Raw genomic sequence first — 16,967 nt, 5'->3', positions numbered from 1 at the left:
AAAGAGGCTGGGACATAAGTATTTAAACTAATGATAAACCCGAATTATAAGGTGATACTTCAATTAATCATTCGCCTAATAGTTCGGGTTTTTATTTGCCGTCTTCAATAGTTTTTTAGGTTTAAATACTATTTTTTAAGAACTTAGTGGAATGGAGCGGAAGACACTCGGGCACCTACTTAGAATTGAGGAAAGGCTGAGACCCCGCAGGCATGCTGAGGAGGCTCAGCTTCCTCCCGGGTGAACGCGAGTGTCTGCAGTGCAATGGAACGAACATGTTTCTTTCAGCTTAACTAATTTAAATTTATTCGTCTTTTTGTATGTCTTCTTTAATTATGTCCAAGCCTCTTTTTTAAAAGTGAAAAAATAAAACAGTTATAAATAAAATCCATTTAAATTTGACACTTTTAAAATTCCTCTATCTAAAATTACCCCAGAAAAATAACTAATCTTGAAATTCACTCAGTTTATTCACCCATAACAGTTTATTTACATAGAATGTTGAAGTAAGTTATCCTGATAGCTTAAAAAATCTAAATAGATACCATTGCCAAAAAAGAAGGTGAATTTTTATTATGTTAACAGGATTGAAAATAGCTGTAATTGGTGGTGATGCACGTCAGCTAGAAGTTATCCGGAAATTAACAGAATTAGAGGCAAAACTTTTTCTTATAGGTTTTGATCAATTAGACCATGGGTTCACAGGTGCAACAAAAGTCAAAATTGAAGATGTTCAATTTGAAAAAATAGATTCAATTATTCTACCAATCCCTGGAACGGATAAAGAAGGGGTAGTAGATACTGTGTTTTCCAATGTTGAAATTAAATTAACAGAAGAATTACTTAAAAAAACACCTGAACATTGTGTGATCTACTCTGGTATTTCAAATGATTACTTAAATGATCTTGTTAAAAATACCAGTAGAAAACTAATTCAATTATTCGAACGAGATGATGTAGCAATTTACAATTCAATTCCTACTGTTGAAGGAACAATTATGATGGTGATTCAGCACACTGACATTACGATACATGGTTCAAAAATTGCGGTTTTAGGCCTTGGAAGAGTTGGCATGAGCGTTGCTAGAACTTTTGCTGCATTAGGAGCTAATGTATTGGTTGGTGCAAGAGATACATCACACTTAGCTAGAATTACTGAAATGAATCTTACTCCTTTCCATCTAGATCAGATTGAAGATAATGTTTCAGAAATTGATGTTTGCATAAATACCATTCCACATATGGTTGTTACATCAAGTGTCATTTCCAATATGCCTGCACACACATTAATAGTAGATTTAGCATCTAAGCCAGGTGGAACTGATTTTCGTTATGCTGAAAAAAGAGGTATTAAGGCATTATTGGCTCCAGGCTTACCTGGTATAGTAGCACCAAAATCAGCTGGTCAAATCGTTGCCAACGTATTAACTCAGCTTCTTGAAGAGGTTCAAAAGAATAGAAAGGGGTTATCTTCATGAAACTTACAGGTAAAAGAATAGGGTTTGGAATCACAGGCTCTCATTGTACGTATGAAGAAGTATATCCGCAAATTAAATCTTTACTAGATGAAGGCGCAGAGGTCGTACCAGTCGTTTCACATACAATGAAAAATACAACAACACGTTTTGGGAAAGCTGGGGAGTGGGTTGAAAAAATTGAAGAGCTAACTGGTAACAAAGTTGTAGATTCAATAGTTGCAGCAGAACCTCTTGGTCCGAAACGTCCCCTTGACTGTATGGTTATTGCTCCATTAACTGGGAATTCAATGAGTAAATTTGCTAATGCCCTAACAGATTCTCCAGTATTAATGGCTGCAAAAGCTACTTTAAGAACTCATCGTCCGGTTGTATTAGGAATTTCAACAAATGATGCGTTAGGCTTAAATGGCGTGAATTTAATGAGATTAATGGCAACGAAAGATATTTATTTCATTCCTTTTGGTCAAGATGCACCTGAAAAGAAACCTAATTCGATGGTTGCTAGAATGGAATCGTTGCTTGATACAGTTTTAGCAGCATTGGCAGGTAAACAATTTCAACCAGTAGTTGTTGAGAAATATAAAGATTTAGAGAAATAAAGTAACAATTCAAACAAATTATAATAAATTTTTCAATCAATACGACAATTAATGTGTTAGAATAATACGTAAAAGATTTGAAGCTATATTTTGCTTGTTAAATATAGCTGGAAGGAGATAGAGTTTAATGGAAGCAAGAGGTTATCATGTAGCAGTAGTCGGAGCAACAGGAGCAGTAGGGCAACAAATGCTCAATACTTTAGAAAAACGTAATTTTCCTATTTCAAAATTAACATTGCTTTCTTCTGAACGTTCAGCTGGTAAGAAAGTGACGTTTAGAGATGTAGAATATACAGTTCAGACAGCAACTCCTGATAGCTTTGAAGGTGTTCAAATTGCATTATTTAGTGCGGGTGGAAGTGTTTCAAAAGAACTGGCACCAGAAGCTGTAAAACGTGGGGCTATTGTTGTTGACAATACTAGTGCATACCGTATGGATGAGAATGTTCCATTAGTTGTTCCTGAAGTAAACGAAGATGCGTTAAAGGATCATAAAGGTATTATTGCGAACCCTAACTGTTCAACGATTCAAATGGTTGTGGCGCTTGAACCACTCCGTAAACAGTTCGGTCTAAATAAAGTCATTGTTTCAACTTATCAAGCTGTATCTGGAGCTGGCGCAGCAGCGATTAACGAATTAAAAGAACAATCTCAATCTATTTTAAATGGGGAATCTTTCTCACCCGAAATTTTGCCTGTAAAAGGTGATGAAAAACACTATCAAATTGCATTTAATGCTATTCCGCAAATTGATAAATTCCAGGATAATGGATTTACATTTGAAGAAATGAAAATGATCAACGAAACAAAGAAAATCATGAATATGTCTGATTTACATGTGGCAGCTACATGTGTTCGTTTACCAGTAGAAACAGGACATTCAGAATCTGTATATGTAGAAGTTGATGAATTAAATGTTTCTGCTGATCAAGTGAAAGAACTGTTAAAAGAATCTGACGGAATTACATTACAAGATGATCCATCTCAACAAATATATCCAATGCCAGCAGACTGTGTTGGAAAGAATGATGTATTTGTAGGTAGAATTCGTAAAGATCTTGATCGTGATAATGGCTTCCACATGTGGATTGTTTCTGATAACCTTTTAAAAGGTGCAGCATGGAATTCAGTACAAATTGCAGAAAGCTTAGTGAAGTTACAATTAGTTTAATCCTTATCCGGAAGAGAGCATCGGGTCATTCCTGCTCTCTTCTCTCACGTCTATAGTAGAGGTGTTTCAATTTGAAAATTATTATTCAAAAATTTGGTGGAACTTCTGTAAGAGATGATCGTGGACGCAAGATGGCATTAGATCATATCCAAGAAGCGCTTAGCGATGGCTACAAGGTTGTTGTTGTTGTTTCAGCAATGGGACGTAAAGGTGATCCATATGCAACAGATACATTGATTGATCTTCTTTATGATGGAGTCGAAAATATATCTAATCGCGAACAAGATATGCTTCTATCATGTGGAGAGGTAATCTCTTCGATTGTTTTTTCAAGCATGTTAAATCAACACAGCATAAAAGCTACTTCTTTAACAGGATCACAAGCTGGATTTGTAACGAATGAAGAGCATACAAATGCTAAAATTTTGGAGATGAGCTGTGAGCGCTTAGTTGAAACGCTTGCATCACATGATGTTGTCGTAGTAGCAGGATTCCAAGGAGCTTCCGAGAGCAACCAAGATACAACAACGATTGGAAGAGGTGGCAGTGATACTTCTGCTGCTGCTTTAGGTGCAGCATTAGGTGCCGAGTATGTTGATATTTTTACAGATGTTGAAGGTGTCATGACAGCAGATCCCCGTATTGTGGAAAATGCAAAGCCTCTCTCAAAAGTAACATATACTGAAATTGTTAATCTTGCGTACCAGGGAGCAAAGGTAATTCATCCAAGAGCAGTCGAAATTGCTATGCAAGCAGAAGTGCCAATTCGTGTTCGATCCACTTATTCAAAGTCACAAGGTACTCTTGTCACTTCTAATTCATCAACTAAAAGAGGTAGTGATGTATTTGAGAGGCTTATTACTGGTATTGCCCATGTGTCTAATGTAACGCAAATAAAAGTAGTTGCAAAAGAAGGACACTATGATGTGCAGACTGAAGTTTTTAAGGCAATGGCTAAAGAAGGCATTAGTGTGGATTTCTTTAATATCACTCCTAAAGCAGTAATCTATACTGTGATGGATAAAGAGACAGAACGTGCTGTCAACATTCTAAAGGGTCTTGGATATAATCCAACAGTAAATAGACATTGTGCAAAAGTATCTACAGTTGGAGCAGGGATTATGGGTGTACCTGGTGTTACAGCAAAAATAGTTACTGCATTATCTGAACAGGGAATACAAATTCTTCAATCAGCCGATAGCCATACAACAATTTGGGTTCTTGTTAAAGAAGAAGATATGATAAAATCAGTTAATGCTTTACATGAGGCGTTTAATCTATCAAAATAGATATAAACTTGCATTTTTATGTTTCATTTTGTTCGTAGGACTATGTTATTGTTTATAAATTTTTGTTAAGGTGATTGCTATAGCTATACTAGGCTAGGAATTAATTCAAAAAGACTGGCCATTTCTCATAAATAACTAAAGTAATTTCTGAGCACTGCTTATAGCGGTAGCATGTGCATGGTATAATAATCAATTACACCAAAACAATATAGCCCTAAAATAAAGTAAATTACTTATGTTTTAGCATGATATAGTTAGATTGCAACAAAAGGAGTGAAGGTAATGAGTCATTTTGGTAAACTTTCGACAGCTATGGTAACTCCGTTTGATAAAAACGGAAATATTGACTTTCAAAAAACATCTACATTAATTGATTATTTAATTAATCATGGTACCGAATCATTAGTAGTAGCAGGAACAACAGGTGAATCGCCTACATTAAGCACAGAAGAGAAATTAGCATTAATTAAGCATACAGTTAAAGAAGTGAATGGCAGAATTCCGGTTATTGCTGGAACAGGGAGTAATAATACCGCTGCTTCTATTAAATTGACTAAGCAAGCAGAAGAAGCGGGTGTTGATGCGATTATGCTTGTCACACCTTATTATAATAAACCTAGTCAAGAAGGTATGTATCAACATTTTAAAGTGATAGCAGAATCAACAAAGTTACCAATCATGTTATATAATATCCCAGGACGAAGTGTTGTTAATATGTCAGTAGATACGATTGTTCGTCTTTCAGCAATTTCAAATATCGTTGCAATAAAGGAAGCAAGTGGCAATCTAGATGCCATGGCAGAAATTATTGCGAAAACTAGTGATGGTTTTGAGCTATATTCTGGTGATGATGGCTTAACAATACCAGTTCTATCAATAGGTGGTGTAGGTGTCGTTTCTGTGGCATCCCATATTATTGGTAAAGAGATGCAAGCAATGATTACATCTTTTATTGAGGGAGAGCATGCATCAGCTTCTGAACAACACCGTACACTTCTACCAATTATGAAACAATTGTTTGCAGTACCTAATCCAGGTCCTGTCAAAACAGCCTTACAAGTTAGAGGATTTGATGTTGGCTCTGTTCGCTTACCATTATTACCTTTAACAAGTGAGGAACGTAAAGATTTAATGGAAGTGATTAATCATAATTTAAGATGAAATTATTAACAAATATGAGCAACACTTAAAAATTGTCATCGTTAAACTTTTTTAACGAGTGATTAGTTGATAAGTGTTGCTCTTTTGTTGTCGCAAATCTTCTCTATTTGCTAACGACGATTCACAAAAATATTATACGGTGAAAATTTCCTTGTATTCCAATTCTTTCATCAGTTATAATATTTCTAAGTGACGGTGAACGGGTACTTCAGCGGGGAGGATTTATTAAATCATGGAAAAGACAGAAAAAATTAAATTAATCGCTTTAGGCGGTGTTGGTGAAGTCGGTAAAAATATGTTTGTTGTAGAAATTAATTCTGATATCTTTGTAGTAGATTCAGGGTTAATGTATCCAGGGGATGAGATGCTTGGTATTGATATGGTAATCCCAGATATAACATATTTAAAAGAAAATAAAGAACGAGTGAAAGGTATTTTCCTTACACACGGTCATGATGAGAGTATAGGTGGAATATTTAATTTACTCCATCATATCCATGTTCCTATTTACGGTACTAAGCTAACATTAGCATTAGTCGGAGAAAAGTTAAAAGAAAATCGAATGAGTCAATCTGTTTTAGTTAAGGAAGTTAACAATGAAACTGTTTTAGCATTTTCAAGTACGAAGGTAACTTTTTTCAAAACAAACCACAGTATACCTGATTCAGTTGGTATTAGTTTTTCAACAACAATGGGGGCGATTGTTCATACAGGTGATTTCAAATTTGATCAAACTCCAGTTGGTGATAACTATATGGATATAGGCAAGATTGCTAGAATTGGCGAAGAAGGTGTACTGTGTCTACTATCAGATAGTATTAATGCAGAAAAACCAGGCTATTCTGGTTCAGAAGCAATAGTTGGTGAAGAGATTTCTGATGTTATGTACAATGCTAATGGTAGAGTAATTGTTGCAGTCTTTGGTTCAAATTTATATAGAATTCAACAAGTGATCAATGCAGCTGTTAAGAATAACCGAAAATTAGCAGTAGTTGGAAAAAACATGAGAAATATTCTAAACTTAGCTATAAACTTAGGATATATTGATGTTGAAGATGAATTATTTATCTCTGTGAATGAAATAGACAAGCACCCTCAAAATAATGTGGCCATCTTAACAACAAGTAGTAAAGGTGAGCCACTTGCCGTTATATCAAGAATGGCGAAGCAAACACATAAACAAGTCAATGTTAAAAGTGGTGACACAGTATTAATTGCTGCAACTCCTACTCCTGGTCATGAGTTAATTTTCTCAAGAACAATTGATATATTATTTAGAGCAGGAGCTAATGTTGTATTTGGAGAAAAGCAGGTTCATGTGTCTGGTCACGGTCATCAAGAAGAATTAAAAATTATGCTTAACTTAACAAAACCAAAATATTTTATTCCGATACATGGGGAATATAAGATGCAAAATGCACATGCAAAACTTGCAAAGCAAATTGGTCTGGAAGACAAAAATATCTTCTTGGTTGATAAAGGTGAAGTTATAGAGTTTAAAGGTAATCAAGTTTATACAGGCGGAAAAATCCCATCTGGCAATGTTTTAATAGATGGTCTTGGAGTAGGAGATATAGGAAACATTGTGTTACGTGATCGACGCTTATTATCACAAGATGGTATTTTAATTGTTGTTGTCACTCTTGACAAACAGCGTAAGAAAATAAACTCTGGTCCAGAAATTATCACAAGAGGTTTTGTTTATGTTCGCGAATCTGAAGAGCTGATTGCAAATGCAACAAAGGTTGTATCAGATGTTGTAGAGAAAAGTATGCGTGAACAAGCAATTGAATGGTCACAGATAAAGTTAAATATAAGAGAATCGTTAAATCAGTTCCTTTATGAGAAAACGAAAAGAAGACCGATGATTCTACCAATCATTATGGAAGTTTAAGTTTATTTTTAATTCTGCTTAAATTTCATTTTTGGATTTATATAGTGATACTAATACTGAAATGATATTAGACTTTTAGTTCGTTCGATACCTATAGTGACAAAATGGATAAAAAAGGGCTAGTATTACTAGTCTTCTTGATAAATATGGAAAATTCTAAAAGGCCACTCAAGGTTATAAGCTTGAGTGGCCTTTTTTCTTTTGCTTTATAGATTATTTGCCACAAGTTATTGTTTCGCCCTTGATAGTTGAAGTGTTAAGTAGATGAGACACCATGTTTAAAGAACGTTTTTAAGGTGAGGCTCTATAGGTGTTTAGTTTGCGGAGGCGTCCGGTCCACCATTGAAAAAAATAATTATGATTGAAAACAGCAATGACATTTTATTTGAGAGTAACTATAAGTTAGATATATTATTCAAGTTTTTCACTTGCATGAAAAAGCAACCCTTGTTAATACTAAGAAACAGAATGATTATGAAAGGGTGGCTTACATGGGTGAAAATGAACGATACATACAAGGTGAAGGCACTGATAAACAAGAAAGTAAAGAAAGTTCTATTGTTGAGAAAATTCAACAGTTAGGTCAAACAAATGTACCGCAAATGGGTAATGATTCAAAAATTCATTGTTTAACAATTGTTGGTCAAATTGAAGGACATATTCAGTTACCACCTCAAAATAAAACAACTAAATATGAACATGTGATTCCTCAAATTGTTGCGATTGAACAAAATCCTAATATTGAGGGTTTATTAGTTATTTTAAATACTGTTGGAGGAGATGTAGAGGCTGGCTTAGCAATTGCAGAAATGCTCTCGTCTTTATCAAAACCTACAGTCTCAATTGTTTTAGGAGGAGGTCACTCAATTGGTGTACCAATCGCAGTTTCATGTGATCATTCTTTTATTGCAGAAACAGCAACAATGACGATTCATCCGGTTAGATTAACTGGTTTAGTTATAGGTGTTCCACAGACATTTGAATATCTTGATAAAATGCAAGAGAGAGTTATTAATTTTGTGACAAAGCACTCACACATCACTGAAGAGAAATTTAAAGAACTTATGTTATCAAAAGGTAACCTTACACGGGATATAGGAACAAATGTAGTTGGTAAGGATGCTGTTGAATATGGTTTAATTGACGAAGTTGGTGGTGTAGGTCAAGCTATAAAAAAACTAAATAGCTTGTTAGAAAAATCTAATGATGAGGACACGATGCTACAATGATATTTTATACAATGGTCCCCAACGAATTAATTTTCCCAACACTTGATGAAGAATATAAAAAACAATCAGTTGTGGAAGTAAACGGTGTACAACTTCTTGTTCAAGAGACAACGAATTCTCAATTTGAGATTGTCCGAATATTAAGCAGTGACCCTAATCACTTTTTGGATTCTCAAATATGTCCCGGACAAAAAGTTACAATGTCCATTTCTACCAATCAAGGTAATTATGGTATAATGAATTAGAAAAGATAGGCAGCCAAATCGGCTGCTTTCTTTCATGATCAGAAAAAAATTAAATTAGTAAGTAGATTACTATACATAGGTGATAAGAATGGCAAAACGAAAAAGAAAACAACGTAAATCTAAAGATGATTGGAAAAGAACTCTAAAGTTTGAGCTTTCAGGTTTAATTATATTGGCAGTTGCACTTATAGCAATATCTAAACTAGGTTTAGTCGGTATGTCGTTTGTCCATTTATTTCGCTTTTTTAGTGGCGAATGGTACATGCTCTTTCTTGTTGGAATCGTGATATTTTCCTTATATCTAATATGGAAGCGGCAAATTCCATCATTATTAGCCAGACAAATGGTAGGAATTTATTGCATAACAGCATCTCTACTACTCTTAAGCCATGTGACCCTTTTTAAGATGCTTTCTCACAATGGTACCTTTGTTTCTCCAAGTGTTCTCTCAAATACTTTTGAATTATTTTGGATGGACGTTAGAGGTGATGCAAGCTCAGTTGATCTCGGTGGGGGAATGCTTGGTGCCATTCTATTTGCAGCTTCATACTATCTATTTGCAGAAGCTGGATCAAGAATTATTGCTGTTGTATTAATTGTAATAGGAGTCATTTTAATTACAGGTCGCTCATTACAAGTAACACTGGCAAAAATTCTACAACCTATAGGAAGATTTATCAAAGGCCAAACTGTTGCTTTCATTGAAGATTTGAAAAATCTCCCTGAGGCCTGGAAGAAAAAACGAATAGAACAAAAACAGAAAAAGGCTGAACAAAAAGAACAACAAGAAAATGACATTAAACAAGATGATCAGCAACCAATTATATCTAGTTTCTCTGATAGTGCAGAAGTTGAATTAGAAAATCAGGAAATGATTATTCATACAATGGATTCGAACCAAAATGAATATAAAGTCCAAGATCATCTTTCTGAATCACAAGAAAAGCTGCCTGATGTGCCTTCGGAAAAAATTCAAGAACAAGATGTCCTTCAACCTATGGCATTTGTTGAAGTTGAGAATAAAGACTATGAGCTACCATCAATTGAGATATTAAAAGCACCAAAACCTAATTCACAAGCTGCGGATAAAAAGAACATCTATGAAAATGCAAGAAAATTAGAAAAAACATTTCAAAGTTTTGGTGTTAAAGCAAAAGTTACTCAAGTACATTTAGGACCTGCTGTAACTAAATATGAGGTATATCCGGATGTTGGTGTAAAGGTTAGTAAAATTGTTAATTTAAGTGATGATTTAGCTTTAGCATTGGCTGCAAAGGATATCCGAATTGAAGCACCAATTCCTGGTAAATCAGCAATTGGTATTGAAGTACCTAATTCTGAAGTTGCTATGGTTTCTTTAAGAGAAGTCTTAGAATCAAAAGCAAATGATCGACCAGATGCAAAACTATTAATAGGATTGGGAAGAGATATATCAGGAGAAGCTGTTTTAGCTGAGTTAAATAAAATGCCTCATTTACTTGTTGCCGGAGCAACTGGCAGCGGTAAAAGTGTATGTATTAATGGAATTATTACAAGTATTTTAATGAGAGCTAAGCCACATGAAGTGAAATTAATGATGATTGATCCGAAAATGGTTGAACTGAATGTATATAATGGAATACCGCATTTACTTGCGCCTGTCGTTACTGACCCTAAAAAAGCTTCTCAGGCACTTAAAAAAGTAATAAATGAAATGGAAAGAAGATATGAATTATTTTCACATACAGGAACAAGAAATATAGAGGGTTATAACGAAATAATTAGGAGAAATAATCAGGAAGAGGAAGCGAAACAACCTGAACTCCCTTATATTGTCGTAATCGTTGATGAACTTGCAGATTTAATGATGGTTGCTTCATCTGATGTGGAAGATTCGATAACAAGACTATCTCAAATGGCACGTGCTGCTGGTATTCATTTAATTATAGCAACACAGCGTCCATCAGTAGATGTCATTACAGGAGTAATTAAAGCAAATATCCCATCTCGTATTGCTTTTAGTGTTTCTTCACAAACTGATTCTAGAACAATTTTAGATATGGGGGGAGCTGAGAAGCTACTAGGAAGAGGAGATATGCTATTTTTACCTGTGGGAGCCTCAAAACCTGTTCGTGTTCAAGGGGCATTTTTGTCAGATGATGAAGTAGAACAAGCAGTAGACTTTGTCATTGCCCAACAAAAAGCTCAATATCAAGAAGAAATGATACCAACTGAGGTAGTGGAAGAAACAAAAACAGAAGTACAAGATGATCTATATGAAGAAGCAGTACAATTAGTTGTAGATATGCAAACGGCATCTGTCTCAATGCTTCAGCGACGTTTTAGAGTTGGTTATACAAGAGCTGCTAGATTAATAGATGCAATGGAAGATAGAGGTGTAGTTGGACCCTATGAGGGAAGTAAACCACGTGATGTTCTTTTAACAAAAGAAAAGCATGAAGAACTTACTTCATAATGAAAGACTCTTATCTGACATCTGAAGGCTCTTTTCTGAAAGAATGTTGCTGTGGAACCAAAATATGCATGAGAAACAGTGTATTTTCGCAATAAAGGCTCCTATTTTATGAAGAAAAGATGCCACTAGACTTTATATAGTGCTGTTTCCATCAAGTATTAAAAAGCAACAAAGTTTATGAAAACAGCTAATTAAAAAAGAGCATATCAATAATTTAATAATTGTAATGAAAAAGTGTGATGGTTAACTATGTTTCCATCACTTTTTTTATGGAGAGCATATAATTTTAATGAAATACTGAATTATTTAAAGATTTTAAATTTATTTTAAAATCGACAAATTACGACATCAGGAGTAAAATATTATATGAATGATGTGGGAAATATAGGATATGGTATGAATGTATTGTCACTTTTCACTAAAGTATTTTTTCTAAATAATATTTTCTTTTTAACTTTCGACAAATTTAACTAGTTTCTATTTATTTCTACCATAAAACATGTTATAGTAATTTCGATTAGAGATAGGTGTATAACATCAGATGTCTGATCTCTTATACATAGCGGATATCGTGGGGGGTGAAGGGATGACCATAAAGTCTGATAGTCGGCACTTGTATTTACAAGTGATTGATAAGATAAAAGAGGATATTGAAAATAGTATATATAAAGAAAAAGAGAAATTACCCTCTGAATTTGAGCTCTCGAAAAGCTTAGGAGTAAGTAGAGCAACACTACGAGAAGCTTTACGTACTTTAGAAGAAGAAAACGTTATCATCAGGAGACATGGAGTGGGCACATTCGTTAATGCAAAGCCTCGATTTACTTCTGGAATTGAACAATTAAATAGTGTAACAGGAATGATCGAGCAAGCAAATTCAGTTCCTGGGACGATCTTCCTTTCTTCATCTACTATCGGAGCAACTGATGATGATGTTAAACGATTTAAATGTGAGAAGGAAGAAGAAATATTTTTGTTAGAAAGAGTAAGAACTGCAAACGGTGAGCCAGTTGTTTATTGTCTAGATAAAATTCCTACAGAGCTACTCCCAGATACCTTTGAACATGAACAGGAATCCTTATTAAAAATGTTAGAAGAAAAAGCTGATATTTACATAAGCTATGCAGTAACGCATATTGAACCTTTAGGATATCATGACAAAATTTCTCCTATTTTAGAATGTGACCCTGAAACATCTTTATTACTATTGAAGCAAATGCATTTTGATGACCAAGATAGGCCTATACTATATTCTTTAAATTACTTCAGAGCAGATAACTTTAGTTTTCATGTAGTAAGAAAAAGAATATAGGTTAAAAATAAAAAAAGGTTGTCGCATTTTGTTATGCAACATACACATTTTGCGTAGGAAAAGACAAAACATTGTGAGGTTATCTCCAATTTTTCTGCTTTTTTATCTAAAGTTATTTAATATTATTAGGTATTACATAACTTCGAGGAGGTGGTTCTGCGCGAAAATAAGGTATTTTTTTGTGAATTGTAATACTTATACTTAATTAATTGAGGGGGCATTAAAACATGAAGAAAAAACATGGTTTAGCATTATCATTACTACTGGCTGCTGGGACTCTTTTAGCAGGATGTGGCGGAGCAGATAAAAAAGAAGAAGCAGGCGGCGGAGAAGGTGCTGGCGATGCAAAAGAAAACTTTACAGTTGCGATGGTAACTGATATTGGTGGAGTTGATGATAAATCATTCAACCAATCTGCATGGGAAGGCTTAAAGGCTTATGGTGAAGCTAATGGGTTGGAAAAAGGGAACGACGGTTTTGATTACCTTCAATCTCAAAGTGATGCAGATTATGCAACTAACTTAAACACTCTAGCTCGTAAGAAATTTGATCTTATCTATGGTATTGGTTATTTATTACAACCAGCTGTAGATGAAATTGCACAACAACAAGCAGATACAAAATTTGCGATTGTTGACAGTGTTGTAGAACAACCAAATGTAGCAAGTATTACTTTTAAAGAACACCAAGGTTCATTCTTAGTAGGAGTAGTTGCTGGTTTAACAACTAAAACTGATAAAATTGGTTTTGTTGGTGGAGTTGAAGGAGACTTAATTAAGAAATTTGAAGTTGGTTTTGTTGAAGGTGTTAAAGCAGTGAATCCTGATGCAAAAGTAGAAATTCAATATGCAGGTTCATTTGGTGATGCTGCAAAAGGTAAACAAATTGCTTCAAGTATGTACGGCTTAGGCGCAGATATTATTTATCATGCAGCTGGTGGAACAGGTAATGGAGTATTTTCTGAAGCAATTGACCTTAAAGTCGAAGATCCAACTCGTGAGCTTTGGGTAATTGGTGTTGATAAAGACCAGCATGAAGAAGGTAATGGTAAAACAAAAGACGGAGAAGATTTTAACATTACATTAACATCTATGGTAAAACGCGTTGACGTTGCTGTACAAGATTTAGCTGAAAAAGCAGCAGCAGACGAATTCCCAGGTGGAGAAGTTATTGAGTATGGTATTGAAGAGGGTGCAATTGGTATTGCTCCAAATGACCAACATTTAAGTGATGAAATCAAAGCAAAAGTGAAAGAATATGAAGAAAAGATTCTTAGCGGGGAAATAGAAGTACCTACAAAATAAGAACTTTACTAGGGCTGACTATCTATTCTCAGATCTCTCTAACAAAATGATGTAAATAGGTGTTAGAGAGAATGAGATTGATTATGTCAGCCTTTATTAACTACAAATCGTTAAATTCAAATCTTTTACCTAACTTAGTGTTTTTTAACCAATATACATAGGAATTGATGAAAGATTTGAATTTGCTGATTTTTATACCAGCTATTAATTTAATAATATTTTATGTTGTTTTAGGATAAAAGGAGTGAGCATGTTTGGAATATGTAATTGAAATGCTAAATATTCGTAAAGAATTTCCTGGGATAGTAGCAAACGATAATATAACTTTACAGGTAAAAAAAGGCGAAATTCATGCTCTATTAGGAGAAAATGGAGCAGGGAAATCAACATTAATGAACGTGCTTTTTGGACTTTACCAACCTGAAAAAGGTGAAATAAAAGTAAAAGGTAAAAAAGTTGATATTACCAACCCTAATATTGCTAATGATCTTGGTATTGGAATGGTTCATCAGCATTTTATGCTTGTTAACACATTCACAGTAACAGAAAATATTATTTTAGGTAACGAACCCAAAAAAGGAAGTTCAATTAATCTGAAGGATGCTGAAAAGCAAGTAAAAGAGATATCAGAGCGCTATGGTCTTTCCGTAGACCCTACAGCTAAAATAGCTGATATTTCTGTTGGAATGCAGCAACGTGTGGAAATTTTAAAAACACTATACCGTGGTGCCGAAATTCTAATTTTTGATGAACCTACTGCAGTGTTAACTCCACAAGAAATAAAGGAATTAATCCAAATCTTTAAGACACTTATAAATGAGGGTAAATCAATTATACTCATTACACATAAGTTAAAAGAAATTATGGAAGTTTGTGATCGTGTTACTGTTATACGAAAGGGAGAAGGAATTGGAACAGTAAATGTTGCAGATACAAATCCAAATGAACTTGCATCGTTAATGGTAGGTAGAGAAGTTTCTTTCACAACAGAGAAAACATTAGCTAAACCAAAACAAGATGTTCTTACAATTGAAAATCTTAATGTAAAGGATAATCGTCAAGTATTCAAAGTGAAGTCATTGAATTTATCAGTACGAGCAGGTGAAATTGTAGGGATTGCTGGTGTTGATGGAAATGGACAAACGGAATTAATTGAAGCGATTACAGGATTAAGAAAAATCGATTCGGGATTAATCAAATTGAATGACAAAAATATCGAAAATATGCATCCTCGGAAAATAACAGAAAAGGGTGTTGGACATATTCCACAAGATCGTCATAAACACGGACTTGTTCTTGATTTTCCAATAGGTGAAAATATGGTTCTACAGACTTACTATCAACAGCCGTTTTCAAAGAATAGTGTTTTAAATTATAAAAACATTTATGAAAAGGCAAAACAACTAATAAAAGAGTTTGATGTAAGAACACCAAGTACATCTACTTTAGCCAGAGCCTTGTCTGGAGGTAATCAGCAAAAAGCAATTATTGGACGTGAAGTAGATCGAAATCCAGATCTATTAATCGCAGCTCAACCTACTCGAGGATTAGATGTTGGTGCAATTGAGTTTATTCATAGTCGACTTATTGAACAACGTGATAATGGAAAAGCAGTTCTTCTTATCTCCTTTGAACTTGATGAGATTTTGAATGTTAGTGATCGTGTTGCTGTTATTTATGAAGGAGAAATAATAGATATTGTAGACCCTAAAGAAACATCTGAGCAAGAGCTAGGCCTTTTAATGGCTGGTAGTAAGCGTCAGAAAGAAGGTAAGCTATCATGAATTTAAATCGTTATATGAACTTATTAATTCCGATTATAGCTGTTATTCTAGGATTAATATTTGGTGCAATTATCATGCTAGTTAGTGGATATGACCCTATAGCAGGATATAGCGCTTTATGGTATGGGATTTTTGGGGAATCATATTATATTGGTGAAACAATTAGACAATTAACACCCTATATTTTAACAGGTTTAGCTGTTGCATTTGCATTTCGTACAGGTCTTTTTAATATTGGTGTAGAGGGACAAGTAATTGTTGGTTGGTTAGCAGCTGTATGGGTTGGGGTTGCATTCGAACTGCCTGCAATTATCCATATTCCATTAGCTATTATTGCTGCTGCTCTAGCTGGAGCATTCTGGGGCTTTATCCCTGGGTTTTTAAAAGCAAGGTTTAAGGTTCATGAAGTTATCGTTACAATTATGATGAACTATATTGCATTACATGTAACAAATGCATTAATAAGGAATGTTATGACGGATAACGCTGATAAGTCAGATAAAATTTTCCCAACTGCATCATTACGATCAGAATTCTTCGAAAATATTACTGATTATTCTCGTATGCATTATGGTATATTTATTGCACTAATTGCTGCGTTTATTATGTGGTTTTTACTCGAAAGAACAACAAAAGGGTATGAACTTCGAGCAGTAGGATTTAATCACGATGCAGCTCATTACTCAGGTATGAACGTGAATCGTAATATTATTCTATCTATGGTTATTTCTGGAGCCTTTGCTGGTGTAGCAGGTGCCATGGAAGGTTTAGGTACTTTTGAATATGTTTCAGTAAAAGGCGGGTTTACTGGTATCGGATTTGATGGTATAGCAGTAGCTTTAATTGGAGGAAATGCAGCTATTGGAATTATTTTAGCAGCAGCTTTATTTGGAGGCTTAAAGGTAGGAGCATTAAATATGCCTTCTGAGGCTGGTGTTCCAAATGAGCTTGTTGAGATTATTATTGCGCTTATTATCTTCTTTGTAGCTTCTAGCTATTTTATCCGCTGGATTTTACTTCGTTTTAAAAAGGAGGGGAAATAAGTG

13 protein-coding genes are annotated in these 16,967 nt (G+C 34.5%); all 13 read left to right on the top strand.

Translation table 11 applies throughout. The features are described 5' to 3' along the window. Positions 1–575 precede the first annotated feature (575 nt). Positions 576–1,478, top strand: coding sequence for a dipicolinic acid synthetase subunit A (gene dpaA / locus LC076_RS01460; protein ID WP_226665619.1), 903 nt, complete (start codon positions 576–578; stop codon positions 1,476–1,478). Beyond that, entirely contained in the window at positions 1,475–2,077 is a 603-nt protein-coding gene (locus LC076_RS01455; protein WP_226665618.1) for a dipicolinate synthase subunit B, read from the top strand. Before dpaA ends, LC076_RS01455 begins: the two co-directional genes overlap by 4 nt. A 127-nt stretch (positions 2,078–2,204) precedes the next feature. Further along, entirely contained in the window at positions 2,205–3,248 is a 1,044-nt protein-coding gene (gene asd, locus LC076_RS01450) for an aspartate-semialdehyde dehydrogenase (RefSeq protein WP_226665616.1), read from the top strand. Positions 3,249–3,319: 71 nt separating this feature from the next. Then, positions 3,320–4,537 carry an aspartate kinase gene (gene dapG, locus LC076_RS01445; protein WP_226665614.1) on the top strand — a complete coding sequence of 406 codons (1,218 nt, stop codon included), beginning with the start codon at positions 3,320–3,322 and terminating at the stop codon, positions 4,535–4,537. Positions 4,538–4,819: 282 nt separating this feature from the next. Then, positions 4,820–5,698 (top strand): 4-hydroxy-tetrahydrodipicolinate synthase, encoded by an 879-nt coding sequence (gene dapA / locus LC076_RS01440; protein WP_226665612.1) that lies wholly within the window; start codon positions 4,820–4,822, stop codon positions 5,696–5,698. A 232-nt stretch (positions 5,699–5,930) separates the two neighbouring features. Continuing rightward, a complete protein-coding gene (locus LC076_RS01435; RefSeq protein WP_226665610.1) occupies positions 5,931–7,592 on the top strand; it encodes a ribonuclease J in 1,662 nt (553 codons plus the stop codon). Positions 7,593–8,083: 491 nt separating this feature from the next. Beyond that, positions 8,084–8,821 carry a ClpP family protease gene (locus LC076_RS01430; protein ID WP_226665609.1) on the top strand — a complete coding sequence of 246 codons (738 nt, stop codon included), beginning with the start codon at positions 8,084–8,086 and terminating at the stop codon, positions 8,819–8,821. Then, positions 8,818–9,066, top strand: coding sequence for a YlzJ-like family protein (locus LC076_RS01425; protein WP_226665607.1), 249 nt, complete (start codon positions 8,818–8,820; stop codon positions 9,064–9,066). Before LC076_RS01430 ends, LC076_RS01425 begins: the two co-directional genes overlap by 4 nt. A gap of 88 nt (positions 9,067–9,154) precedes the next feature. Then, positions 9,155–11,521, top strand: a complete 2,367-nt coding sequence (locus LC076_RS01420; protein WP_226665605.1) for a DNA translocase FtsK — start codon at positions 9,155–9,157, stop codon at positions 11,519–11,521. A 586-nt stretch (positions 11,522–12,107) separates the two neighbouring features. Beyond that, positions 12,108–12,833 (top strand): GntR family transcriptional regulator, encoded by a 726-nt coding sequence (locus LC076_RS01415; protein WP_226665604.1) that lies wholly within the window; start codon positions 12,108–12,110, stop codon positions 12,831–12,833. 227 nt (positions 12,834–13,060) lie between these two features. Then, on the top strand, positions 13,061–14,137 hold the full coding sequence (locus tag LC076_RS01410) for a BMP family lipoprotein (RefSeq protein ID WP_226665603.1): 1,077 nt from the start codon (positions 13,061–13,063) through the stop codon (positions 14,135–14,137). Positions 14,138–14,391: 254 nt separating this feature from the next. After that, positions 14,392–15,921, top strand: a complete 1,530-nt coding sequence (locus LC076_RS01405; RefSeq protein WP_226665601.1) for an ABC transporter ATP-binding protein — start codon at positions 14,392–14,394, stop codon at positions 15,919–15,921. Then, entirely contained in the window at positions 15,918–16,964 is a 1,047-nt protein-coding gene (locus LC076_RS01400) for an ABC transporter permease (RefSeq protein WP_226665599.1), read from the top strand. Before LC076_RS01405 ends, LC076_RS01400 begins: the two co-directional genes overlap by 4 nt. The last annotated feature ends 3 nt before the right edge of the window (positions 16,965–16,967 follow it).

The sequence above is a fragment of the Metabacillus litoralis genome (genome assembly GCF_020524045.1).
In the GTDB taxonomy this organism is placed as follows: Bacteria; Bacillota; Bacilli; order Bacillales; family Bacillaceae; genus Metabacillus; species Metabacillus litoralis_C.
The sequence above is the reverse complement of the archived record's forward strand: the minus strand, read 5'-3'. Positions and strand labels throughout refer to the sequence as shown.